The organism is Cupriavidus sp. UME77 (assembly GCF_014170355.1).
GTDB classification, from domain to species: Bacteria; Pseudomonadota; Gammaproteobacteria; order Burkholderiales; family Burkholderiaceae; genus Cupriavidus; species Cupriavidus basilensis.
Genome location: NZ_LZZU01000017.1, coordinates 46833 through 69213 on the forward strand (window position 1 = coordinate 46833; position 22381 = coordinate 69213).

Sequence of the window (22381 nt, forward strand, 5' to 3'; positions counted from 1 at the left end):
AGCTTCAAGACAGTTCATTTCCAGGAGTAATGCAATGCGTTGGGATGTTTGGCTGGCCTATTTCGCGGCCTGTTGGGTGATTGCCGTGTCGCCGGGTTCCGGCGCGGTGCTGTCGATGAGCCATGGCCTGTCCTACGGCCTGCGCAAGACCACCACCACGATCTTCGGCTTGCAGACCGGGCTGGTCATCATCCTGCTGGTGGCCGGCGGTGGCCTGGGCGCGCTGCTGGTGGCCTCCGAGCATGCCTTTGCCGTGGTCAAGACGATCGGTGCGCTCTACCTGATCTACATCGGCGTGCAGCAATGGCGCGCGCGGGTGGACGGCGGCCAGGGTGATGCCGTGCCGGGGACGGAAGCACCGCGCGTGGCCGCGCTGAGCCCGCGCCGGCGCTTTGCCACAGGCTTGCTGACCAATGTGACCAACCCCAAGGGCATCATCTTCATGGTGGCGGTGTTGCCGCAGTTCATCGATCCCGCCCATGCGCTCGGGCCCCAGCTTGCCATCCTGGCCGCGACCATGTGCGGCGTGGACCTGGTGGTGATGCACGGCTACGCGCTGCTGGCCTCGCGCATGCGCGGCCTGTTGCGCAATGCGCGCGCGGTGCGCTGGCAGAACCGGATCTTCGGCAGCGTGCTGGTGGCAGTGGGCGCGGCGTTGTTCTTCGTCAGGCGCCATCCGGCTTGAGGACTCGGGGCCGGCTCCGCGCCGGCCCGATCCGTCCATATGTCTATCTATCGCTGGCTTCCCAAGAGTGCGTTTGCTTCAATAAGGTAAGACGAAGACGACCCAAGCGGAGGCAAGCAATGCGAAGCTCTTCCCCCCAGCAGGCTCCACTGCATGCGCGACCGGTCCACACCGTGCCGCCGGCCGAAGATCCGCTGCCGCCGGGCGTGCCGCCCGACCTCCCTCCGATCGAAGAGCCCCCACCGCCGTCGGAGCCTCCTGTGGCCGTGCCGCCGCGCCGGGCGTGAATGGCTAGGGTGTGCGCAAGGCGCGCCGGTACTGGATAGCCTCGCCCACATGGCTCGGCTGCAATGGCTCGGTGCCCGCCAGGTCGGCAATGGTGCGGGCGATCTTCAATACGCGGAAATAGGCGCGCGCCGACCAGGCCAGCTTGGCCATGGCGCCGCGCAGCAATGCCTGCGCCTCGGGCGTGAGCGGGCAGTATTCGTCGATCTCGCGACCGGACAGGGCGGCATTGGGCTTGCCCTGCCGGGCCTGCTGCACGGCCCGGGCGGCCAGCACGCGCTGGCGCACGTCGGCGCTGGGCTCTCCGGGCGGGCCGTCGAACATTTCCTGATGATCCTGCGCCGGCACTTCCACCTGCAGGTCGATCCGGTCGAGCAACGGTCCCGATAGCCTGGACTGGTAGCGCAGCACCTGGTCAGGGGTGCAACGGCAAGGACGGGAAGGGTGCCCCTGATAGCCACAAGGACAGGGGTTCATCGCGGCGATGAATTGGAAGCGCGCCGGGAAGTCGGCTTGCCGCATGGCGCGCGAGATGGTGACGCGGCCGGATTCCAGGGGTTCGCGCAGCACTTCCAGCACCTTGCGGTCAAATTCAGGCAACTCATCCAGGAACAACACACCTTGGTGGGCCAGCGAGATCTCGCCCGGCCGGGGATTGCTGCCGCCGCCCACCAGCGCCGCCGCCGACGCGGTGTGGTGCGGCGAGCGGTAGGGCCGCTCACGCCAGCGGGCGGGATGGAAGCCGGCGGCGGTCAGGCTCTGCACCGCGGCGGATTCCAGCGCTTCGTCCAGCGTCATGGGCGGCAGCAGGCCGGCAAAGCGCTGGGCCAGCATGGACTTGCCGGTGCCGGGCGGGCCGACGAGCAGTGCCGAATGCTGGCCCGCCGCCGCGATCTCCATGGCGCGGCGCGCTTGCGCCTGTCCGCGCACGTCACGCATGTCGGGGCCGGCCGGGTCTCCTGCCGCGATCTCCACCAGTGGCTGCGCGCGTGCCAGGCGGTCCGCGGGCAGGGGGCCAAGGTGAGCACAGACTTCCAGCAGGGAGCGCGCCGCATATACCGTGACGCCGTCGATCAGGGCCGCCTCGGGCGCGTTTTCCGCCGCCACCACAAAGCTGCGCGCCGGGCCTTCGCCGGCGGCTTGCCGTGCCGCGTTGTCGCGCCCCAGGCCCATGGCCATGGCCAGTGCCCCGCGCACGGGGCGCAATTCGCCGGACAGCGACAGCTCGCCGGCGAACTCGCTGGCATCCAGGCCATCCAGCGGGACTTGCCCGCTTGCGGCCAGGATGCCAAGCGCGATCGGCAGGTCGAAGCGCCCGGACTCCTTGGGCAGGTCGGCGGGCGCCAGATTCACCGTGATGCGCCGGCTGGGAAACTCGAGCTGGCTGTTGAGGATCGCCGCGCGTACCCGCTCGCGGCTTTCGCGCACTTCGGTATCGGCCAACCCGACGATATTGAAGGCGGGCAGGCCGTTGGCCAGGTGCACCTCGACCGACACCAGCGGTGCCTCGAGTCCGGTCAGCGCCCGGCTACGCAGGAGGGCGAGGCTCATCTCACTCCGAAAAGCATCAAGGAAGTGTTAACGAAAATGGCCGCCGGAATACGGCGGCCATTCTGGCGGTCGAGGGCTGCGCCCGGGGTCATCGGGCCCCTGGGGCAAACACGGGATGCGGCAAGGGTTTCAGCCCGAAACAGGCGTGTCGGAGCCGCCTGCCGAGCGGCTTTCCAGCGCCTGCACGCGGGCTTCCAGTTCTTCCAGCCGCGCGCGGGTGCGCGCCAGCACCTGCGATTGCACGTCGAATTCCTCGCGGGTGACCAGGTCGAGCTTGGAAAACCCCTGCGTCATCATGCTGCGAACGTTTTTTTCGATGTCCTTGGCCGGCGAATTGCGCAGGGCTTCGCTGATCTTGGCCTGGAAATCGTTGAAGAGATCGGTGGGTTTCATACTGGTTCTCCTTTTGCACCGTCCTGGTGCGGATAATTGGGTGGGCGGGATTCGGCATGCTGCATCGCGGTGCACCGAAACGGGGTGCGGGCAAACGCGGTGCGTGCACGGCACTTGCCGCCGGCATGGGCCGATTATCACGCTTCAAGCGTCGCCGGGAAAGCGCCAGCGCGGGCTGGTAACACCTTTTAACGTCCGTAAGTTCGCTGGGAGACAGTCGGCCTCGTCCATTTTGATGTCTTTTCGCGCACAAAATGACTTTCTCATGCCACGGTTCCATCCTGGCACGGCAGTTGCAGTAATGGAGACAGGAGCCTCGTTTTACAAACTATTTTCAAACACACAAGTACCGAGCCAGAGGAAAAGGAGAACAAACCCATGAAGAAGTTGGCCCTTGCAGTCAGCGCCAGTGCAGTTGTGTTTTGCGGGCTCGCCCCCGCCGCCTTCGCCCAGAGCAATGCGCAGGAGGGCGGTGCACCTACCGACGCCACTGCCACCGCCGAGGCTTCGCCGCACACCTTCACCGCCAACGTGACCCTGGCCAGTGAGTATCGCTATCGCGGCTTGATGCAGACCAACCGCCGCCCGGCCATCCAGGGCGGGTTCGACTACTCGCATTCGAGCGGCTTCTACGTGGGTAACTGGAACTCGAGCATCAGCTGGCTCGGCGACAGCAATCCGAAAGTCTCGGCACCGATCGAGATGGACTTCTATGGCGGCTTCAAGAACACGGTGACGCTGGCCGGCCTGGAGTGGAACTATGACGCAGGCGTGCTGCAGTACTACTACCCGGGCGATTACCCGAACGGCTTCACCCGCCCGTACACCACGGAACTGTATGTCGGCGCCGGCGCTGGCCCGGTGTTCTTCAAGTACTCGCAGGCGCTGACCAACCTGTTCGGCTTCGCTGACAGCAAGTACAGCTACTACGCCGACCTGTCGGCCAATGTGCCGCTGAACTTCTGGGACCTGACTCTCAATGCCCACGTCGGATACCAGAACGTGAAGCACGTAAACAGCGCCTCCTACACCGACTGGAAGCTCGGGCTGACCAAGGACCTGGGCAAGGGCTTCGCGCTGGCGATCGCTTATATCGACACCAATGCGCACAAATCGGCCTATACCAATGTACCGGGCCGCTACGTCGGCAAGGCTACCGCCTGGGCTTCGATCACCAAGACTTTCTAAACACGCATCAGGTCGAGCGGGCGCCGGACGCGAGGCCGGGCCGTCCCGCTCAGAGGAGAAATCGGATGAAACTGATCATCGCCGTCATCAAGCCGTTCAAGCTCGACGAGGTGCGCGAAGCGCTCTCGGACGTGGGCGTGTCCGGCATCACCGTGACTGAAGTCAAGGGCTTCGGCCGCCAGAAGGGCCATACCGAGCTGTACCGGGGCGCGGAGTACATCGTGGATTTCCTGCCCAAGGTGAAGATCGAAGTGGCCGTCCCGGACGACGTGGTCGACCGGGCCATCGAGGCGATCGAGAAATCGGCGCGCACCGGCAAGATTGGCGACGGCAAGATTTTCGTCGCACCGATCGAGCAGGTCATCCGCATCCGCACGGGCGAAACCGGCGGCGACGCGCTGTGAGCGAGGAGAAAAAACAAATGACAAACTTCATGAGACGCTTTCTGGTGGCGTTCGCGCTGCTGTTCAGCATTTGCGGCCTGGCCCGCGCAGCCGATTTTCCTGGCGCCAAGCTGAGTTTTGAATTGGGCAAGGCCGAATTGCCCGCGGACGGCGCCGCGGCGGCCGCCAAGGTGGCAGAGTTCGTCAAGGCGAACGCGGGCTCCAAGGTCCAGGTGTCGGGCTTTACCGATACCACCGGCGACGCGGCAGCTAATGCCGAGCTGGCCAAGCAGCGCGCCCTGGCAGTGGCTGCCGCGCTCAAGGCCGCTGGCGTGCCTGACGACGCCATCGTGATGAAGAAGCCCGATGAGGTCGAAAAGGTCGGCAACGCCGAGGCAGCGCGCGTGGTGGAGATCTCGCTCGTGGCGGTAGCGCCCGCAGCGGCAGCCGCCGCCGCTCCCGCCGCCGCCGCGGCAGCGCCCGCACCGGTGCCCAACAAGGGCGATACCGCCTGGCTGCTGGTCTCCACGGCCTTCGTGATCCTGATGACGCTGCCTGGCCTGGCGCTGTTCTACGGCGGCCTGGTCCGCTCGAAGAACATGTTGTCGGTGCTGATGCAGTGCCTGGTGATCTTCTCGCTGGTGTCGCTGCTGTGGGCCATCTACGGCTACAGCTTCGCCTTCACCGAGGGTAACGCCTTCTTTGGCGGCACCGACCGGCTCTTCATGAAGGGGCTCAATGCCGATGCCGTGGCTGCCACCTTCTCCAAGGGCGTGGTGGTACCGGAACTGGCTTACTTCGCCTTCCAGTGCGCCTTTGCAGCCATCACCTGCGGCCTGATCATCGGCGCTTTCGCCGAACGCGCCAAGTTCTCGGCGGTGCTGGTCTTCGTGGTGCTGTGGTTCACCTTCTCGTACATCCCGATGGCCCACATGGTCTGGTTCTGGCCTGGTCCTGACCTGTACACCGACGCGGCAGCCGGCGCGGCAGCTACTGCCAAGGGTGGCTGGCTGTTCCAGAAGGGCGCGCTCGACTTCGCTGGCGGCACGGTGGTGCACATCAACGCAGCCGTGGCTGGCCTGGTGGGTGCCTTCATGTTCGGCAAGCGGATCGGCTTTGGCCGTGAGGCCCTGCGTCCGCACAGCCTGACCTTCACCATGGTAGGCGCCTCGCTGCTGTGGTTCGGCTGGTTCGGCTTTAACGCCGGCTCGGCGCTGGAAGCCAACGGCTCGGCCGCACTGGCCTTCGTCAACACGCTGCTGGCGACCTGCGCTGCCGTGCTGTCCTGGACCTTTGGCGAATGGATCAGCAAGGGCAAGCCCTCGATGCTGGGCGGCGCTTCGGGCGCAGTGGCTGGCCTGGTGGCCATCACCCCGGCGGCCGGCTTCGTCGGCCCGATGGGCTCGATCGTGATCGGCATCGCCGCCGGCCTGCTGTGCCTGTGGGGCGTAACCGGCCTGAAGAAGCTGCTGGGCATGGACGACTCGCTCGACGTCTTCGGCGTGCACGGCGTGGGCGGCATCCTGGGTGCGCTGCTGACCGGCGTGTTCGCCGCGCCGAGCCTGGGCGGCACGGGTATCTATGACTACGTGGCCAACAAGGTCTCGGACGATTATTCGATCGTGGGCCAGGTGTGGATCCAGTTCGAAGGCGTGCTCACCACCATCGTGTGGTCGGGTGTGGTGGCCTTCGTCGCCTTCAAGCTGGTGGATATGCTGATCGGCCTGCGGGTGCCGGAAGAAGAAGAACGCGAGGGCCTGGACATCACCTCGCACGGCGAGACCGCGTATGAGGCCTGATCGTAAAGGTGTTGTGCTGGAGAGCTGATTGGGAATCTTCTCTCAGGAGTTTCGCCCGGCCTTGTGCCGGGCTTTTTTCATTTCAGGCGTCCGCCGCGGGCGGCCGGGCCAGGCGGAACGCGGGGCCGGCGGTTTTTTCGCAAAGTGCTTAAATCCGATCTTAAAAAGCTTCAATTGTTTTTGAGGGGGGGCGCACATACAGTGCCAGTGAGGCAGTTTCCTCCACCTGCAGAACGCTCCCCGTATCTGTCAGGCCATTTGAAAGCGCGGCTCCGGTCGCGCTTTTTTTTGCCTCCCGGCCTTGCTGGCAGGCCGCCCGGAAGTGCTTCGGATTCCTCTTAGGGCCTCCCCCTTTTATTCCGGGCCCCCATCCCCATATCCGTATCCCTTATCCCTTATGCCGGCGCTCGCATATGCTTATTCAGGCGGCGCCAGCAGCCAATTGGCCGTTCCTCTACAATCTGGGCGAACGATAAAGACGATCAATAGGATGTTTATGGTCCCGCATCTCATCACCGCGCTGAACGGTCCGCTGCTCGAGCTGGAAAAAAAGATCCTGGATGCGACGCCGTCCATCGAGCGCTGGTTCAGGCTGGAATGGCAGGAACATACGCCTCCGTTCTACTGTTCGGTCGACCTGCGCAACGCCGGCTTCAAGCTGGCCCCGGTCGATACCAACCTGTTCCCGGGCGGGTTCAACAACCTGGCGCCTGAAATGCTGCCGCTGGCAGTCCAGGCGGCGATGGCGGCGATCGAGAAGATCTGCCCCGACGCCAAGAACCTGCTGCTGATCCCCGAGCGCCACACCCGCAACATGTTCTACCTGCAGAACGTGGCGCGGCTGTCGCTGATCATGCGCCAGGCCGGTCTCAACGTCCGCCTGGGCTCGCTGTCCGAAGACATCACCGAACCCACGCCGATCGAGCTTCCCGATGGCCAGACGCTGGTGGTGGAGCCGCTGGCCCGCCTTGGCGCGCGTGGCCGCCGCCTGGGGCTGAAGGACTTCGATCCCTGCTCGATCCTGCTCAACAACGATCTCTCCGCCGGCATTCCCCCGATCCTGGAGAACATCAACGAGCAATACCTGCTGCCGCCGCTGCACGCGGGCTGGTCCACGCGCCGCAAGTCGAGCCATTTCTCGGCCTACGACGAAGTCGCCAAGAAGTTCGCCAAGCTGATCGACATCGATCCGTGGATGGTCAACCCGTACTTTGCTAAGTGCGGGGGCATCGATTTCCATGAGCGCATTGGCGAGGAGGCGCTGGCCGACGCGGTCGAAGGCGTCCTCAAGAAGATCGCCAAGAAGTACCGCGAGTACGGCATCAAGGAAACGCCGTATGTGGTGGTCAAGGCCGATGCCGGCACCTATGGCATGGGCATCATGACCATCAAGGATCCGTCCGAGATCAAGGGGCTGAACCGCAAGGAACGCAACAAGATGAGCGTCGTCAAGGAGGGCCTTGAGGTCAACGACGTCATCATCCAGGAAGGCGTGCACACCTTCGAGAAGGTCAACGAGGCGGTGGCCGAGCCGGTGGTATACATGATCGACCGCTATGTGGTCGGCGGCTTCTACCGCGTCCATACCGGCCGCGGCAACGACGAGAACCTGAACGCGCCGGGCGCGCATTTCGTGCCGCTGGCGTTCGCGCCCAACGGCATTCCGGACAGCCATGCCAAACCGGGCGCGGCCGTGCCGAACCGCTTCTATATGTATGGTGTGGTGGCGCGGCTGGCTTTGCTGGCGGCGTCGCTGGAACTCGAGAAGACCGACCCCAATCCGATTCTCTGAGACAAACGCTGCGACCGGGACGAGCCAACATGCGCATTCTGTTTATTACCGACCCGCTGGACACCTTCAAGACCTACAAGGACTCGACCTACGCCATGATGGTCGAGGCGGTCGAGCGCGGCCATGAGTTGTTCGCCTGCCTGCAGTCGCAACTGTCGCTTTCGGCCCATCAGGTCGAGGCGGTGGTGCGCCCGCTGCAACTAACGGGCGACGCCCATGACTGGTACCGCGCGGGCGAGCCCGGCTTGCAGCCATTGACCGGCTTCGATGCGATCGTGATGCGCAAGGATCCGCCCTTCGACATGGAGTATGTGACCAGCACCTGGCTGCTGGAGCTGGCCGAGTCGCAGGGCGCCAATGTGTTCAACAAGCCGCAGGCGATCCGCGACCACTCCGAAAAGCTGGCGATTGCCCGCTATCCCGAATACATCACGCCGACCCTGGTCACCCGTGACGAGGATCGTATTCGCGCGTTCCACGCGGAGCATCGTGATGTGATTCTCAAGCCGCTTGATGGCATGGGCGGGATGGGCATCTTCAGGGTTGGCGCGGATGGGCTGAATCTTGGCGCTATCATCGAGACGCTGGGGGAAAACGGTGCGCGCACCCTGATGGTGCAACGTTATATTCCCGAGATCAAGGACGGTGACAAGCGCATCCTGCTGATCGGCGGCGTGCCCGTGCCGTACTCGCTGGCGCGTATTCCCAAGGACGGCGAAGTGCGCGGCAACCTGGCGGCGGGCGGCACCGGCCGCGCCCAGGAGCTCTCGGCGCGCGACCGCGAGATCGCCGAGGCGCTGGCCCCGGGCCTGTGGGAACAAGGCCTGCTGCTGGTCGGGCTGGACGTGATCGGCGACTACCTGACCGAGGTCAATGTGACCAGCCCGACGTGCTTCCAGGAAATCACGCAGCAGACCGGGTTCCAGGTGGCTGCCATGTTCATCGACGCCCTCGAGCACGCGGTACAGGCTCGTTCGCGCTGAATCACGGGCGGGCTGCCTGCTACAATCGCGTCAATCCAACGGATTCACCACCATGGCAGGCATCCTGATCATCGCGCACGCCCCGCTGGCTTCGGCATTGCGCGAGTGCGCCGCCCACGTCTATTGCGGCCAGCCCCAACGGCTCGAGGCGATCGACGTCATGCCGGACGCGGAGCCCGCCGCCGTGCTGGCCGAGGCCCGGCGCCGCCTGGCCGAAGTCTGCGAAGACAACGGCGCGCTGGTGTTGACCGATATCTTTGGCGCCACGCCGGCCAACATTGCCGCGCGCCTCGCCGAGCCGGGCCGCGTCAAGGTGCTTGCCGGCGTCAACCTTCCCATGCTGGTGCGTGCCATCTGCTACCGTGCCGAGAAACTCGATCAGCTCGCCCTCAAGGCGCTGGCGGGGGGCTCGCAGGGTGTGCTGCAGGTGGGCTCCACCACCGTCCAGAACCAAATCGCAAATCATCCCGACAAATATGCTGCAGAGGGACACCAACATAATCAATAAGCTTGGGCTGCATGCCCGTGCTTCCGCCAAGTTGACGCAACTGGCGGGCAACTTCGTCAGTCAGGTCAAGATGTCGCGCAATGGTCGGCAGGTTGACGCCAAAAGCATCATGGGTGTGATGATGCTGGCCGCCGGCATCGGCTCCACCGTGACCATCGAGACCGACGGGCCCGATGAGCAAGAGGCCATGGACGCGTTGCTGGCGCTCATCGCCAATCGCTTCGGCGAAGGGGAGTAGGAGGCCGGTATGGGATAAAGGCGGCGGCACCGAGCGCCGCAGCGGGCCTGGCCGGGGCCGCCTTGCCGCATCCTGAAGCCGTTTCCAAGGTGGCTGGCCCTGGCCAGATTTTTTAACGTTCCTGACGGAGCGGTACATGCCATTTGCCCTGCACGGCATCCCGGTTTCGCGCGGCGTCGCCATCGGGCGCGCGCATTTGCTGGCGCCTGCCGCGCTTGATGTCTCCCATTACCTGGTCGACGAAGACCGGCTTGATGCCGAGGTCGAGCGCCTGCGTTCGGCGCGCGCGGCGGTGCGGGCCGAGCTGGTCACGCTCAAGCGGGATCTGCCGCGCGAGGCGCCGGAAGAACTGGGCGCCTTCCTCGACGTGCATGCCATGATCCTCGATGACGAGGCGCTGGCGCGCGAGCCCGAAGCGCTGATCCGCAACCGGCGCTACAACGCCGAATGGGCGCTGACCACGCGGCTCGAAGAGCTGATGCGCCAGTTCGACGAAATCGAGGACGAATACCTGCGCGAACGCAAGGCGGACATCCGCCAGGTGGTCGAGCGCATCCTCAAGGTGCTGGCCGGCGCGGCCGTGCTGGCTCCGGCCCCGGTGCCACCTTCCTCCCTGGCTCCTGACGGCGAGCCCGCGCCAGGCGTGATCGTGGTCGCCCACGACATCTCGCCGGCCGACATGCTGCAGTTCCGCCACACCGTGTTCCACGGCTTTGTGACCGACCTTGGCGGACGCACCTCCCATACCGCCATCGTGGCGCGCAGCCTCGACATCCCGGCCGCCGTAGGCGTGCAGAGTGCCAGTGAGCTGATCCGCCAGGACGATTGGGTCATCATCGACGGCGATGCGGGCCTGGTCATCGTGGATCCGTCCGCGATCATCCTCGAGGAGTACCGCCACCGGCAAAGCGAGCGCGCGCTGGAAAAGAAGCGCCTGCAGCGCCTGCGCCATACGCCTGCCGTGACGCTGGACGGGCTGGAGATCGACCTGCTGGCCAACATCGAGATGGCGGAAGATGCCACCGCGGCGCTGACCGCGGGTGCGGTTGGCGTGGGCCTGTTCCGCTCCGAATTCCTGTTCATGAACCGGCGCGGCGAACTGCCCGACGAGGAAGAGCAATTCGAGGCCTACCGCGGCGCCGTGGACGCGATGCACGGGCTGCCCGTCACGATCCGCACCATCGACATCGGCGCCGACAAGCCACTGGATGGCCGTGACGGCCGGGATGGCCGCGGCGACGATTTCGAGACGGCCCTCAATCCGGCGCTGGGCTTGCGGGCGATCCGCTGGTCGCTGTCCGAGCCGGCCATGTTCCTGACCCAGTTGCGCGCGCTGCTGCGTGCCTCGGCCTTTGGGCCGGTACGGCTCCTGATCCCGATGCTCGCGCATGCCCGCGAGATCGACCAGACCCTGGACCTGATCGCGCAGGCCAAACGCCAGCTCGACGCGCGCGGCCAGGCGTTCGACCCCAACATCAAGGTCGGGGCGATGATCGAGATCCCGGCCGCCGTGTTGATGCTGCCGCTGTTCCTGCGGCGCATGGATTTTCTCTCCATTGGCACCAACGACCTGATCCAGTACACGCTGGCCATCGACCGTGCCGACAATGCCGTGGCGCATCTCTACGACCCGCTGCACCCGGCGGTGCTGCAGCTGATCGCCCGCACCATCCGCGAGGCCAACCGCGCTGGCGTGCCGGTCGCGGTGTGCGGCGAGATGGCTGGGGACCCCGCCATGACGCGCCTCCTGCTGGGCATGGGGCTGCGCGAGTTCTCGATGCATCCCTCGCAATTGCTGCGGGTCAAGCAGGAAGTCCTGCATGCCGATTGCGAGCGGCTGGAGCGGCTGGTGGAGCAGGTGCTGAGCGCTTACGAGCCGGAGGAGCTGGCTTGCGCGTTGAAACTGCTCTGACAACCCTGATTCCCTTAAGGTTTTTACGAAAATCCAACGCCACGCAGATGGTTTTTGGGGCACTTTTCTCTCGGTTGTGACGTTCCCTGTCTCTGCAATCCCCGGGCTAAGTGCCGCGTCCTTGGCATGTGCCCTTTGTGGCTTAATGGGAATTGTTATCATTTTCGATCTCTGATATTCTGACGTACATCGCGGGTGACATGCCGGTGTCACCCCTCTCCCAAGGAGGGATTTGTGTACGTTTGCATCTGCAATCAGGTTACCGACCGAGAAATTCATGGTGCTGTGCATCTAGGCGTGTCCACGCTCGACGAGCTGGCTGAAACGCTGGGTGTTGGCACCTGCTGTGGCCGCTGCCGCGAATGCGCCCAACAGGTGCTGTGCGAAGGCGTCGCGGCGGTGCGCAGCGTCAAGGTCTCCACCATCCAGGTCGTGCCCATTTCTTCCTGTTCGTCGTCGGGCCCACGTGCCATAATGGACACTCGGGACCCGGCAGTCGCGAACGACCAGCGCACTGAGCTGGTTGCTTAAATTCGCCCGTAACTATCAGGTTGCGGCGCGTGTTCGCTTGTTTTGACTGCCTGCGGCGCGTCTTGCGCCGCTTCGCGTTTTTGCGGGGGTCCGTTGCAACAAGGAGCCTCCAATGAAAGGTGACAAGAAGGTCATCCAGCATCTGAACGCGCAGCTGAAGAACGAGCTGACCGCGATCAACCAATACTTCCTGCACGCTCGCATGTACCGCCACTGGGGCCTGAAGAAGCTCGGCGATATCGAGTACAAGGAATCCATTGGCGAGATGAAGCATGCCGATCGCCTGATTGACCGCATCCTGATGCTTGACGGTCTGCCCAATCTGCAGGACCTCAACAAGTTGCTGCTGGGCGAAGACACCCCGGAAATGCTCAAGTGCGACCTGAAGCTGGAGCAAGGCGCGCATGCCACCGTCAAGGAAGGCATTACGTATTGCGAATCGGTGGGCGACTACGTCAGCCGCGAGATCCTGGTCGAGATCCTGACCGATACCGAAGAGCACATCGAATTCCTCGAGACGCAGCTCGACCTGATCGACAAGGTTGGCCTGCCGAACTATCTGCAATCGCAGATGGAGCCGGGCGAGCAATAAGCCGCCCAGCAGCCGGCCGCGAGTTCGCAAGAACCCAGTGGCCGCAACCGCGCGGCGCCACTCGGTGCTGCCGGTTCCGCCCGTATCCAGGCGGTAACCCTTATCATTCAGATTCCCATTCTTCCCCCCAGCCTCGCCGCCCTTGCCAGGGTCGGTGCTCGCGCCAGCTTGAGCGCGATCCGCCTATGCTGCGGAGAATGCTGCGGAGAAGGGAGCCGAATCGGCATCGCACAACGCAACACACCACACCAAACCAAACGACAGGAGCCAGCATCATGGCAGACCCGATCCGCCTGACGCAGTACAGCCATGGTGCCGGCTGCGGATGCAAGATTTCGCCGCAGGTGCTTGACGTGATCCTTGCCGGCAGCGGCAACCAGCATCTTGATCCGCGCCTGTGGGTCGGCAATGCCTCGCGCGACGATGCGGCGGTTTATGCGCTGGATGGGCTGGAGGAGGGCCGCGGCGTGGTCTCCACCACCGATTTCTTCATGCCCATCGTGGATGACCCGTTCGACTTCGGACGCATCGCAGCCACCAACGCCATCAGCGACATCTATGCGATGGGCGGCGATCCGCTGCTGGCCATCGCCATCCTCGGCTGGCCGGTCAAGCTGCTGCCGCCCGAGGTGGCGCGCGAAGTGGTGGCGGGTGGGCGCCGTGCCTGCGAGGAAGCGGGCATCCCGCTTGCCGGCGGGCATTCCATCGATGCGCCGGAGCCCATCTTCGGGCTTGCAGTGACTGGCGTGGTCGACCGCGCGCACCTGAAACGCAATGACACCGCGACCGCCGGCTGCCGTCTGTACCTGACCAAGCCGCTGGGCATCGGCGTGCTGACCACCGCCGAGAAGCAGGGCAAGCTGCGCACCGAGGATATCCACCTGGCGCGCGACTGGATGTGCGTGCTCAATCGTCCCGGCAGCCGCTTCGGCAAGCTGGCCGGCGTGCGAGCCATGACGGATGTCACTGGCTTTGGCCTGCTTGGGCACCTTGTCGAAATGGCAGACGGCAGCCGTCTCACAGCGCGTCTTGACCACGCCGCCGTGCCGTTGCTGCCGCAAGTGCTGCGCTACGTCGAGGCCGGTTGCGTGCCCGGCGGCACCCAGCGCAACTTCGATAGCTACGGCGCGCGGATCGGCGCCGGGATTGACAACCAGGGCGGTGCGTTGAGCGAGGTGCGGCGCGCCTTGCTGTGCGATCCACAGACCAGCGGCGGCTTGCTGGTGGCAGTCGAGCCCGCCGGCGAGGCCGGTTTCCATGCCGCCTGCGCGGAGTTTGGCCTGGCACTGGCGCCGGTCGGCGAGTTTGTCGAGCAGGGCCGGTACGCCGTCGAGGTGATCTGATGCGCGAGGATACGGCCGACTTTCGCCAGCTCTTTGTGTCTGGCGCGCCGCTGCTCGATGCGCGCGCGCCGGTGGAGTTCGCGCGCGGCGCGTTTCCGGGTGCAGTCAACCTGCCGCTGATGGACGATGCCGAGCGGCACCAGGTTGGCTTGTGCTATGAGGAGCAAGGGCCGCAGGCGGCGCTCGCGCTGGGCCACCAGTTGGTGACCGGCGAAATCCGCGCGGCGCGAACCGCGGGCTGGGCGGCCTTTGCGCGGGCGCATCCCGACGGCTACCTGTATTGCTTCCGCGGCGGCCTGCGCTCGCAGATCGTGCAGCAATGGCTGCGCGAGGATGCCGGCATCGCTTATCCGCGTGTGACGGGCGGCTACAAGGCGATGCGCAGCTTCCTGATCGAGACCCTGGATGCGGCCGCCGCCGCATGCAGCCTGCTGGTGCTGGGCGGCATGACCGGGAGCGGCAAGACCGAGCTGATCGCCGACCTGGTCACAGGCCCGAGCGGCAGCCGGGACGCCGCCATCGACCTGGAGGGCCAGGCTCGCCACCGCGGGTCCAGCTTTGGCCGGCGCACGGTGGCGCAGCCCACGCAGATCGATTTCGAGAACGGCCTGGCGATTTCGCTGCTGCGCCATCGCGCGGCTGGGCTGCCGGCGCTGGTGGTCGAGGACGAGGGGCGCTTCATCGGCGCGCGCAACCTGCCGCAGACCTTCTACCAGGCGATTCAGGCGGCGCCGCTGGTCTGGCTGGAGGAATCCTTCGAGGCGCGCGTGCGCCGCGTGCTGGAAGACTACGTGCTCGGCTTGTCGGCGGAATTCATGGCGGCACTGGGGGAGCAGGCGGGTTTCGCCGCTTACGCGGCGCGCCTGCGCGATGCCATGGGGGCCATTGCCAAGCGGCTGGGCGGCACGCGCTACGAGCGGCTCTCGAACTTGCTGGACCAAGCGCTGGCGCGCCAGGAGGAAACGGGCGAGACCGACCTGCATCTGGGCTGGATCACCTTGCTGCTGCAGCAATACTACGATCCGATGTACGCCTACCAGCGCGCGCAGCGCGAGGCCAGGATCGTATTCCGCGGCGAGCGCGCCGCAGTGCTGGCTTTCCTGCGTGAGCGCACACGCGCCTGAACGCGCGCAGGCCGCCTAGGGGGCGGCTTGCGCGTGCGCGCCGCCGCAGACTTCGCAATCGGCCACGCGCGCGAGGCGCATCGTGGTCCATTCCATGCCAAGCGCATCGACCATCAACAGGCGGCCGGCCAGGGTGGTGCCGACGCCCATCAGCAGCTTGAGGGCCTCGGCCGCCTGCACCGTGCCCACCATTCCCACCAGCGGCGCGAACACGCCCATGGTGGCGCAAGCCACTTCCTGCGCCGGCTGCGAGGGCGGGAAGAGGCAGGCGTAGCAGGGCGCGCCCTGTTGGCGGTGGTCGAACACGCTGATCTGCCCGTCGAAGCGCAGGGCCGCGCCGGACACCAGGGGCACGCTGTGCTGCACGCAGGCGCGGTTGACGGCCTGGCGCGTGTCGAAGTTGTCGCAGCAATCGAGCACCACGTCGGCATCGGCCACCAGGCGCGCTAACTCTGCGGCGCCCACGCGCGCCTGTACCAGGCGCACGTCGATGCCCGGGTTGATGCGCAGCATGCCTTCCCGCGCCGATTCCACCTTGGGGCGTCCGACATTGGCGGTGGTATGGATCACCTGGCGCTGCAGGTTGGTCAGGTCGACCACGTCGTCATCGACCACGGTGATGGTGCCCACGCCGGCCGAGGCCAGGTAGGGCAGGGCGGCGGCGCCCAGGCCGCCCGCGCCAATCACCAGCGCGTGGCTGGCGAGTAACCGGCTCTGGCCCTCGATGCCGAGTTCGTCGAGCAGGATATGCCGCGAATAGCGCAGCAGTTGATCGTCGTTCATGGCGTGCAATGCAAAAGCGGCCCCGCAGGGCCGCTGTTATTCATCAGGATTTCAGGGAGCCTTGCCGGTCGGCGTGCCCAGCGGCGTTCCGATCGGGGCGCTGGCCGGCTGCGCCCCGGCCGGTGCCTTGGTGGCCGGCTTGGCCGGGGTAGCCGTCTTGGTTGCCGCTGACTTGGACGGCTTGTCCGACGTGGCCACGGCTTCGAGCTTGGACTTGGAGCGCTTGACCGGCTGGCCTTCGAGCTGAGCGATGGCTTGCTGCAGCATGAAGTCCTCGGCCGAGCCGAACTCGATCGGCTTCTTCTTGCGTTCCTTGTCGCGCTCTTCCGGCGTCTTCTTGGCGTTTTCTTCCTCAAGACGGCGCAGTTCCTCGACGCGGCGCTGCTCGCGCTCGTTCATCTCGGGCTCTTCCGATTCCTGCTTGTTGTGCAGGTGGCGCTCGGTGTCGATCTCGCGGGTGATCAGCGCGTCGTCAGGATCGCCTTCCGGGTTCTGGTCGACCGGGATGTCAGGGCGGATGCCCTTGGCCTGGATCGACTTGCCCGTGGGCGTGTAGTAGTACGCGATGGTCAGCTTGATGCCGGTGTCGTTGGTGAGCGGGCGCACGGTCTGCACGGAGCCCTTGCCGAACGTGGTCTTGCCCATGATCAGCGCGCGCTTGTGGTCCTGCAGCGCGCCGGCGACGATTTCGGAGGCCGACGCCGAGTAGGCGTTGGTCAACACCACCATCGGGATCTTTTTATACAGCGCCGGCAGGTCCTTGAGCGGATCGTCCTCGAGCGAGGACAGCCGGTAGTTGTTGAACGTGGTCTTGTAGACGCGCTTGGCATCTGGCACCTGGCCATTGGTCGAGACCACGGTCACGTCGTCGGGCAGAAATGCCGCCGCCACGCCGACCGCGCCTTGCAGCACGCCGCCGCCGTTGTTGCGCAGGTCCAGGATCACGCCCTTCAGGTTGGGGTTCTTCTGGGCCAGTTCGTCCAGTTTCTTGCCCAGGTCGGCCACCGTGCGTTCCTGGAAGCTGGTCAGGCGGACCCAGGCGAGGCGGTCATTGTCGATCAGCTTGGCCTTGACCGACTGCACGCGGATCTCAGCACGCGTGATCGACACCGGGAAGGTGCGTTCGTCGCTCTTGCGATAGATGGTCAGCGTGACCTTGGTGCCCGGCTCGCCGCGCATGCGCTTGACTGCCTGCTCCAGTGGCAGGCCGCGCACGGGTTTGTCGTCGATGCGGGTGATCAGGTCGCCGGGCTGGATGCCGGCGCGGAAGGCGGGGGTGTCTTCGATCGGGTTGATCACCTTGACCAGCCCTTCTTCCTGCGAGATTTCGATCCCCAGGCCGGCGAAGCGTCCGCGCGTGCCTTCCTGCAGTTCCTTGAAGTCCTTCTCGTCCAGATAGGCCGAATGCGGATCCAGGCTGGCGACCATGCCTTTGATGGCTTCTGTCAGCAGCTTCTTGTCATCCACCGGCTCAACATATTCGCGCTTGATCTGGCCGAAGATGTCGGCCATCAAGCGCAACTGCTCCAGCGGCAGCGGTCCCGGCGAATTCTGCGCCGTGGCCGATAGTTGCAGCGTGGCGAGCACGCCGGCAACGAGTCCGGCAGTAACAAGACTGATGTTCTTGAGCGTCTTACGCATGAGGGCTGCCTGAACGTGTGAGGATTGTGCTGTGTCGGAGCCGGCCTGGCGCATCGCACCGGCCGGATTTGTCCGACAGTATAAGAGGGAGCAGCAAAAAAGGCCCGGTCCACTGCCTGAGGGGGCCGGGCGAGCCTCGCGGCGCGCGCCCGGCCTGGGCCTCAGTTTGCCTTGCCTTGGTTCGCCACGGCGGCCAGGGAGGCTGCGATCGCTTCCTGGTCGCCCAGGTAGTAATGACGCAGCGGGCGCAGGTCGGCGTCCAGCTCGTACACGAGCGGGGTGCCATTGGGGATGTTGATGCCAACGATGTCGTCATCCGAGATCTGGTCCAGGTATTTCACCAGCGCGCGGATGCTGTTGCCATGGGCGGCAATTACCACGCGCTTCCCCGCTTTGATGTCGGGGGCGATGGATTCGTTCCATAGCGGCAGCACGCGCTCGACTGTGTCCTTCAGGCATTCGGTCAGCGGAATCTGCTCGCGCGGCACTTGAGCGTAGCGCGGATCGTCGTAAGCCGCACGCGGATCGTCCGCTTCGAGTGCCGGCGGCGGGGTGTCGTAGCTGCGGCGCCATACCAGCACCTGCTCGTTGCCGAACTTGGCGGCGGTCTCGGCCTTGTTCAGGCCGGACAGCGAACCATAGTGGCGTTCGTTCAGGCGCCATTCGTTCCGCACCGGAATCCACATCAGGTCCATTTCGTCCTGCACGTGCCACAGCGTGCGGATGGCACGCTTCAACACCGAGGTGTAGGCTACATCGAAGGCCAGCCCTGCCTCGCGCAGCAGCTTGCCGCCCAGCTTGGCCTGGGCCACGCCGGTGTCGGTGAGGTCGACATCGACCCAGCCGGTGAAGCGGTTTTCGAGATTCCACGTGGATTCGCCGTGGCGGATGAGAACGAGTTTGTACATGCTGCTTCCAAAGCGTGAGAAACCTGTGTGCGCCCTGCCACATACCGCCGCACATGTGTCAACTAGGAGACAATAGCGGGTCGCGGGCGCCAAACCGTCTATTTTATAATGCCGCCGACTCAACCCACCGGAATGCCAACGTGAATTTCTTCGCCGACTACAACAACCTTGCCTTGATCGCCCTCGCCGTCGTGTCGGGCGGCCTGCTGGCGTGGCCCGCCATCTCGCGCGGAACCTCCGGCAAGACCGTCAACCCGGCCGCCGCTACCCAGCTGATCAACAAGCGCAATGCCGTGGTCGTGGATATCCGGGAAGCCACCGAATACGCCAAGGGCCACCTGCCGCAAGCCAAGAGTGCGCCACTTTCCGACCTGGCAGGCCGTGCCGCCAGCCTTGCAAAGGACAAGTCCGTCCCCATCATCGTCGTGTGCCAGACCGGCCAGCGTTCGGGCAAGGGTCAAGCAGCCCTGAAGGAAGCCGGTTACAGTGAGATCTATTCGCTCGAAGGCGGCCTTGCCGCCTGGCAGCAAGCCGGTCTGCCCGTCGTCAAGTAAGCGGCGCAGGCAAGCGGCGCCGGGGGCACGTCCTCCGTTGCCGCCGCTGTCCCGGCATGCGAGCACCCGACCAACCTCCGGATTCCGTTTTTCAAGGAGATGCGCATGGCCCGCGTTGTAATGTACAGCACGGTAGTTTGTCCGTATTGCCAGATGGCCGAGCGCCTTCTGAAGGCCAAGGGCGTGGAGGCGATCGAGAAGATCCTGATCGACCGCGAGCCCGGCAAGCGCGAGGAAATGATGAGCCGCACCGGTCGCCGCACCGTGCCGCAGATCTATATCGACGAGACCCATGTCGGCGGCTTCGACGACCTCTCGGCGCTCGATCGCCAGGGTGGCCTGGTGCCGCTGCTGGCAGCCTGACGCGCCGCCTGTCTCGCCGCGGGTGAATTCGCCACCCGCGTCATGTACCATATACGTTTTCCAACCGGGTGCCGACCCGGGCCGTGACCCTGGGCCAATCCCGCCCAGGGTGCCAATGTCCCGCACGCCTGGCCCCCAACGCCCATTTTTTCCGGAAGCCTTTCATGAGCGACCAGCAGAACAATCAGCAGGAAGACCAGCCGTTCTTCAACATCCAGCGCGTGTACCTGAAGGACATGTCGCTCGAGCAGCCGAATTCGCCCGGCATCTTCCTCGAGACCGAAGCGCCGGCCGTGGAAGTGCAGGTGAACGTGGGTGCCTCGCAGCTCCAGGAAGGCATCTTCGAGGTCGTGGTGACCGGTACCGTGACCACCAAGGTGCAGGACAAGGTTGCCTTCCTGGTGGAAGCCCACCAGGCCGGCATCTTCGATATCCGCAACGTGCCGGTGGAGCAGCTCGACCCGCTGCTGGGCATTGCCTGCCCGACCATTCTCTACCCGTACCTGCGTAGCAATATCGCCGACGTGATCACCCGCGCCGGATTCCAGGCCATTCATCTGTCGGAAATCAACTTCCAGGCCCTGTACGAACAGCGCCTGCAGGCCGCGATGGAAGAAGCGGAAACCGCGCAAGGTGGCAACAGCGGCATCGTGATGCCCGACGGCAGCCAGGCTCGTCACTGATCCTGCTGCAGGATGTCGCAAAGACGGGGCTTCGGCCCCGTTTTGTCTTTCCGGTTCGCGTCATTCGTGGCGCGCAAGGCTTAAGGCTTCGAGGCCGAACAAGCGAGGCAAACCGCCATGAAAATCACTGTCTTCGGTGCAGGTGCCTGGGGCACCGCGCTCGCCAGCCACGCCGCCGCGGCCCACGATGTGGTGTTGTGGGGGCGTGATGCCGCCCAGCTGGCTGCTATTGGCACCGATCGCGTCAATGCCACCTACCTGCCCGGCGTGCCGCTGTCCGGGCGGCTCGTGGTGGAACCCGATTTCGAGCGGGCCGCGGCGCATGCCGATGTCGAACCCGATGGCCTGGTGATCGTAGCCACGCCGGTCTCGGGCCTGCGTGAAATGACGCGCAGGCTGGCCGCGAGCCAGGCCGGGGGCTTGCGCATGCTCTGGCTGTGCAAGGGCTTCGAAGCCGGCACCAATGCGTTGCCGCACCAGATGGTGCGGGAAGAGCTCACCGCCGCCGGTCGTCTCGCCGACACCAGCTACGGCGTTCTGACCGGCCCCAGCTTTGCCCGTGAAGTGGCGCTGGGCCTGCCCTGCGCGCTGACCGTGGCGGGCACTTCGCCGGCGCTGTCCGAACTGGCTCAGCAGGCTTTCCATCACCATGCCATGCGCATCTACGGCAGCGATGACCTGGTCGGCGCCGAGGTGGGAGGCGCAGTCAAGAACGTGCTGGCGATTGCCACCGGCGCCAGCGACGGCCTGGGCCTTGGACTGAACGCGCGCGCCGCACTGGTGACGCGCGGCTTGGCCGAGATGACCCGGCTCGGCATGGCATTGGGAGGGCGCGTCGAAACCTTCATGGGCCTGGCCGGTATGGGCGACCTGATCCTGACCGCCACGGGCGACCTCTCGCGCAATCGCAAGGTCGGCCAGCAACTGGCGCAGGGCAAGACGCTGGCGCAGATTCTGGCCGAGCTTGGCCACGTTGCCGAAGGCGTGCGCTGCGCGCAGGCCGTGGCGGCGCTGGCCGCGGCCAAGGGCGTCGACATGCCGATCACGCGCGCGGTATGTGCCGTGCTCTTCGAGGGGCTGCCCGCCGCCGATGCGGTGGCGCGGCTGCTCCAGCGCGATGCGCGCGATGAGTGAACGCGCGATGGAAGATCGTCGCCGCGTCCTGAAAGCCCTTGCCGCTTTCGCCGTGCCCGGGGTGGCTGGCACCGCGCTGGCTGCGCCCGCATCAGCCCAGCCCTGGCCGGTAAAGCCGATCCGCATGGTGGTGCCGTTCCCGGCCGGGTCCTCTCCCGACCTGATCGCGCGCCTGCTGACCGAGAAGCTGGCCGCAGCGCTCGGACAAGCGGTCGTGGTGGAGAACCGTCCGGGCGCCGGCGGCAATATCGGCACCGGCATGGTGGCCAGGGCCGCCCCGGACGGCTATACCTTGCTGCTCACCATCAATGGGCCGCTGGTCACCGCGCCCACCTTGTCGCGCCATCTCGGCTACGACCCGGTGCGCCAGCTCGCCCCTGTGTCGCTGGTGGCGACTTCGCCCAATGTGCTGGTGGTGGATGCCCGCCTGCCGGTGCATGACGTGCGGGAGTTCGTGGCCCTGGCCCGTTCCCGGCCGGGGGTGCTGAACTACGGGTCGGTAGGCAACGGCAGCGCTGCCCACCTGGCCATGGAGCAGCTCAAGGCGGCCGCCGGTATCGACCTGCAGCACATCCCTTATCCGGGGTTTGCACAGATCACCACCGCCATGGTCGGTGGCCAGGTGCAGGCCGGCTTCATGGTGCCGGCCATCGCCATGCCGCTGGTGAGCGCCGGCAAGCTGCGCATCATCGCGGTCACCACCAGCGGGCGCACCAGCCTGCTGCCCGCGGTGCCAACCGTGGCGGAATCCGGCTATCCCGGCTTCGAGGCGATCTCATGGCAAGCGGTGCTGGCCCCGGCGGGCACCCCCGCTCCGGTGATCGACCGGCTCTATCGCGAGCTGGTGGCCATCATCGGCAGGGAGGACGTGCGCGCCAAGATGCGCGCCCAGTATTTCGTGCCGGCCGGCACCGCGCCGCAATCGCTGCGCCAGACCATGGCGAGCGAGAAGGTGCGCTGGGACAAGGTGATCCGCGCTGCGGGCGTGCAGCCGGAATAAGGAAGTGC

23 protein-coding genes are annotated in these 22381 nt (G+C 65.5%); 18 read left to right on the top strand and 5 right to left on the bottom strand.

All coding sequences use genetic code 11. The annotated features are described in order from the left end of the window. The first annotated feature begins 34 nt into the window (after positions 1–34). Entirely contained in the window at positions 35–685 is a 651-nt protein-coding gene (locus A9975_RS07190; protein ID WP_183032031.1) for a LysE family transporter, read from the top strand. A 291-nt stretch (positions 686–976) separates the two neighbouring features. Here A9975_RS07190 and A9975_RS07195 read toward each other — a convergent pair whose 3' ends face one another. Next, positions 977–2521: a YifB family Mg chelatase-like AAA ATPase gene (locus tag A9975_RS07195; RefSeq protein WP_183032032.1), complete on the bottom strand. Its 1545-nt coding sequence runs from the start codon at positions 2519–2521 to the stop codon at positions 977–979. Between the two features lie 129 nt (positions 2522–2650). Further along, on the bottom strand, positions 2651–2914 hold the full coding sequence (locus tag A9975_RS07200; protein WP_043343307.1) for an accessory factor UbiK family protein: 264 nt from the start codon (positions 2912–2914) through the stop codon (positions 2651–2653). Positions 2915–3292: 378 nt separating this feature from the next. Between A9975_RS07200 and A9975_RS07205 the strand changes: the two genes are divergently transcribed. The 12 genes from A9975_RS07205 to mnmH all read left to right on the top strand — a co-directional run bounded on the left by A9975_RS07205 (position 3293) and on the right by mnmH (position 15307). Beyond that, positions 3293–4102, top strand: coding sequence for a TorF family putative porin (locus tag A9975_RS07205; protein ID WP_183032033.1), 810 nt, complete (start codon positions 3293–3295; stop codon positions 4100–4102). Positions 4103–4167: 65 nt separating this feature from the next. Continuing rightward, a complete protein-coding gene (locus A9975_RS07210; RefSeq protein WP_006159494.1) occupies positions 4168–4506 on the top strand; it encodes a P-II family nitrogen regulator in 339 nt (112 codons plus the stop codon). A 29-nt stretch (positions 4507–4535) separates the two neighbouring features. After that, positions 4536–6284 carry an ammonium transporter gene (gene amt, locus A9975_RS07215; protein ID WP_183032034.1) on the top strand — a complete coding sequence of 583 codons (1749 nt, stop codon included), beginning with the start codon at positions 4536–4538 and terminating at the stop codon, positions 6282–6284. A gap of 496 nt (positions 6285–6780) precedes the next feature. Beyond that, positions 6781–8076: a glutamate--cysteine ligase gene (gshA, locus tag A9975_RS07220; RefSeq protein ID WP_150989654.1), complete on the top strand. Its 1296-nt coding sequence runs from the start codon at positions 6781–6783 to the stop codon at positions 8074–8076. Positions 8077–8105: 29 nt separating this feature from the next. After that, positions 8106–9059, top strand: coding sequence for a glutathione synthase (gene gshB, locus A9975_RS07225; protein WP_183032035.1), 954 nt, complete (start codon positions 8106–8108; stop codon positions 9057–9059). A gap of 52 nt (positions 9060–9111) precedes the next feature. Beyond that, positions 9112–9567 (top strand): PTS sugar transporter subunit IIA, encoded by a 456-nt coding sequence (locus A9975_RS07230; protein ID WP_150989660.1) that lies wholly within the window; start codon positions 9112–9114, stop codon positions 9565–9567. Beyond that, entirely contained in the window at positions 9536–9805 is a 270-nt protein-coding gene (locus A9975_RS07235) for an HPr family phosphocarrier protein (RefSeq protein WP_035861002.1), read from the top strand. The genes A9975_RS07230 and A9975_RS07235 overlap by 32 nt, the downstream gene beginning before the upstream one ends. Before the next feature lie 136 nt (positions 9806–9941). Continuing rightward, on the top strand, positions 9942–11717 hold the full coding sequence (gene ptsP, locus A9975_RS07240; RefSeq protein ID WP_043343319.1) for a phosphoenolpyruvate--protein phosphotransferase: 1776 nt from the start codon (positions 9942–9944) through the stop codon (positions 11715–11717). Between the two features lie 234 nt (positions 11718–11951). After that, positions 11952–12248: a bacterioferritin-associated ferredoxin gene (locus A9975_RS37990; RefSeq protein WP_150989663.1), complete on the top strand. Its 297-nt coding sequence runs from the start codon at positions 11952–11954 to the stop codon at positions 12246–12248. A gap of 112 nt (positions 12249–12360) precedes the next feature. Then, the gene (gene bfr, locus A9975_RS07250) at positions 12361–12840 is read left to right on the top strand and encodes a bacterioferritin (protein ID WP_006159487.1); all 480 of its coding nucleotides are present in this window, start codon (positions 12361–12363) and stop codon (positions 12838–12840) included. A 275-nt stretch (positions 12841–13115) separates the two neighbouring features. Then, positions 13116–14183 carry a selenide, water dikinase SelD gene (selD, locus tag A9975_RS07255; RefSeq protein WP_183032036.1) on the top strand — a complete coding sequence of 356 codons (1068 nt, stop codon included), beginning with the start codon at positions 13116–13118 and terminating at the stop codon, positions 14181–14183. After that, complete coding sequence (gene mnmH, locus A9975_RS07260; protein WP_183032037.1) at positions 14183–15307, top strand: tRNA 2-selenouridine(34) synthase MnmH; 1125 nt, start codon at positions 14183–14185, stop codon at positions 15305–15307. The genes selD and mnmH overlap by 1 nt, the downstream gene beginning before the upstream one ends. Before the next feature lie 15 nt (positions 15308–15322). Here the strand turns inward: mnmH and A9975_RS07265 are convergent, their stop codons facing one another. The 3 genes from A9975_RS07265 to gpmA form a co-directional block, all read right to left on the bottom strand. Beyond that, positions 15323–16090 (bottom strand): molybdopterin-synthase adenylyltransferase MoeB, encoded by a 768-nt coding sequence (locus tag A9975_RS07265; protein WP_183032038.1) that lies wholly within the window; start codon positions 16088–16090, stop codon positions 15323–15325. Positions 16091–16141: 51 nt separating this feature from the next. Continuing rightward, on the bottom strand, positions 16142–17731 hold the full coding sequence (locus A9975_RS07270) for a S41 family peptidase (protein ID WP_183032039.1): 1590 nt from the start codon (positions 17729–17731) through the stop codon (positions 16142–16144). A 161-nt stretch (positions 17732–17892) separates the two neighbouring features. Then, positions 17893–18639, bottom strand: a complete 747-nt coding sequence (gene gpmA / locus A9975_RS07275) for a 2,3-diphosphoglycerate-dependent phosphoglycerate mutase (protein ID WP_150989679.1) — start codon at positions 18637–18639, stop codon at positions 17893–17895. Positions 18640–18779: 140 nt separating this feature from the next. On the opposite strand from gpmA, the gene A9975_RS07280 reads away from it, so the two are divergent. The 5 genes from A9975_RS07280 (at position 18780) to A9975_RS07300 (ending at position 22373) form a co-directional block, all read left to right on the top strand. Beyond that, entirely contained in the window at positions 18780–19193 is a 414-nt protein-coding gene (locus A9975_RS07280; RefSeq protein WP_183032040.1) for a rhodanese-like domain-containing protein, read from the top strand. Between the two features lie 105 nt (positions 19194–19298). Beyond that, positions 19299–19556 (top strand): glutaredoxin 3, encoded by a 258-nt coding sequence (grxC, locus tag A9975_RS07285; protein ID WP_043343338.1) that lies wholly within the window; start codon positions 19299–19301, stop codon positions 19554–19556. A gap of 164 nt (positions 19557–19720) precedes the next feature. Then, positions 19721–20239, top strand: a complete 519-nt coding sequence (gene secB / locus A9975_RS07290; protein WP_043343340.1) for a protein-export chaperone SecB — start codon at positions 19721–19723, stop codon at positions 20237–20239. A 117-nt stretch (positions 20240–20356) separates the two neighbouring features. Next, positions 20357–21373: an NAD(P)H-dependent glycerol-3-phosphate dehydrogenase gene (locus A9975_RS07295; RefSeq protein ID WP_183032041.1), complete on the top strand. Its 1017-nt coding sequence runs from the start codon at positions 20357–20359 to the stop codon at positions 21371–21373. A 7-nt stretch (positions 21374–21380) separates the two neighbouring features. Continuing rightward, positions 21381–22373, top strand: a complete 993-nt coding sequence (locus A9975_RS07300) for a tripartite tricarboxylate transporter substrate binding protein (RefSeq protein ID WP_183032042.1) — start codon at positions 21381–21383, stop codon at positions 22371–22373. Positions 22374–22381 lie beyond the last annotated feature (8 nt).

Bases quoted from the DNA above. Each gene is read 5' to 3' on its own strand.
- A9975_RS07190 (WP_183032031.1), top strand. From the start codon at position 35: ATGCGTTGGGATGTTTGGCTGGCCTATTTCGCGGCCTGTTGGGTGATT.
- A9975_RS07195 (WP_183032032.1), bottom strand. From the start codon at position 2,521: ATGAGCCTCGCCCTCCTGCGTAGCCGGGCGCTGACCGGACTCGAGGCA.
- A9975_RS07200 (WP_043343307.1), bottom strand. From the start codon at position 2,914: ATGAAACCCACCGATCTCTTCAACGATTTCCAGGCCAAGATCAGCGAA.
- A9975_RS07205 (WP_183032033.1), top strand. From the start codon at position 3,293: ATGAAGAAGTTGGCCCTTGCAGTCAGCGCCAGTGCAGTTGTGTTTTGC.
- A9975_RS07210 (WP_006159494.1), top strand. From the start codon at position 4,168: ATGAAACTGATCATCGCCGTCATCAAGCCGTTCAAGCTCGACGAGGTG.
- amt (WP_183032034.1), top strand. From the start codon at position 4,536: ATGAGACGCTTTCTGGTGGCGTTCGCGCTGCTGTTCAGCATTTGCGGC.
- gshA (WP_150989654.1), top strand. From the start codon at position 6,781: ATGGTCCCGCATCTCATCACCGCGCTGAACGGTCCGCTGCTCGAGCTG.
- gshB (WP_183032035.1), top strand. From the start codon at position 8,106: ATGCGCATTCTGTTTATTACCGACCCGCTGGACACCTTCAAGACCTAC.
- A9975_RS07230 (WP_150989660.1), top strand. From the start codon at position 9,112: ATGGCAGGCATCCTGATCATCGCGCACGCCCCGCTGGCTTCGGCATTG.
- A9975_RS07235 (WP_035861002.1), top strand. From the start codon at position 9,536: ATGCTGCAGAGGGACACCAACATAATCAATAAGCTTGGGCTGCATGCC.
- ptsP (WP_043343319.1), top strand. From the start codon at position 9,942: ATGCCATTTGCCCTGCACGGCATCCCGGTTTCGCGCGGCGTCGCCATC.
- bfr (WP_006159487.1), top strand. From the start codon at position 12,361: ATGAAAGGTGACAAGAAGGTCATCCAGCATCTGAACGCGCAGCTGAAG.
- selD (WP_183032036.1), top strand. From the start codon at position 13,116: ATGGCAGACCCGATCCGCCTGACGCAGTACAGCCATGGTGCCGGCTGC.
- mnmH (WP_183032037.1), top strand. From the start codon at position 14,183: ATGCGCGAGGATACGGCCGACTTTCGCCAGCTCTTTGTGTCTGGCGCG.
- A9975_RS07265 (WP_183032038.1), bottom strand. From the start codon at position 16,090: ATGAACGACGATCAACTGCTGCGCTATTCGCGGCATATCCTGCTCGAC.
- A9975_RS07270 (WP_183032039.1), bottom strand. From the start codon at position 17,731: ATGCGTAAGACGCTCAAGAACATCAGTCTTGTTACTGCCGGACTCGTT.
- gpmA (WP_150989679.1), bottom strand. From the start codon at position 18,639: ATGTACAAACTCGTTCTCATCCGCCACGGCGAATCCACGTGGAATCTC.
- grxC (WP_043343338.1), top strand. From the start codon at position 19,299: ATGGCCCGCGTTGTAATGTACAGCACGGTAGTTTGTCCGTATTGCCAG.
- secB (WP_043343340.1), top strand. From the start codon at position 19,721: ATGAGCGACCAGCAGAACAATCAGCAGGAAGACCAGCCGTTCTTCAAC.
- A9975_RS07295 (WP_183032041.1), top strand. From the start codon at position 20,357: ATGAAAATCACTGTCTTCGGTGCAGGTGCCTGGGGCACCGCGCTCGCC.
- A9975_RS07300 (WP_183032042.1), top strand. From the start codon at position 21,381: ATGGAAGATCGTCGCCGCGTCCTGAAAGCCCTTGCCGCTTTCGCCGTG.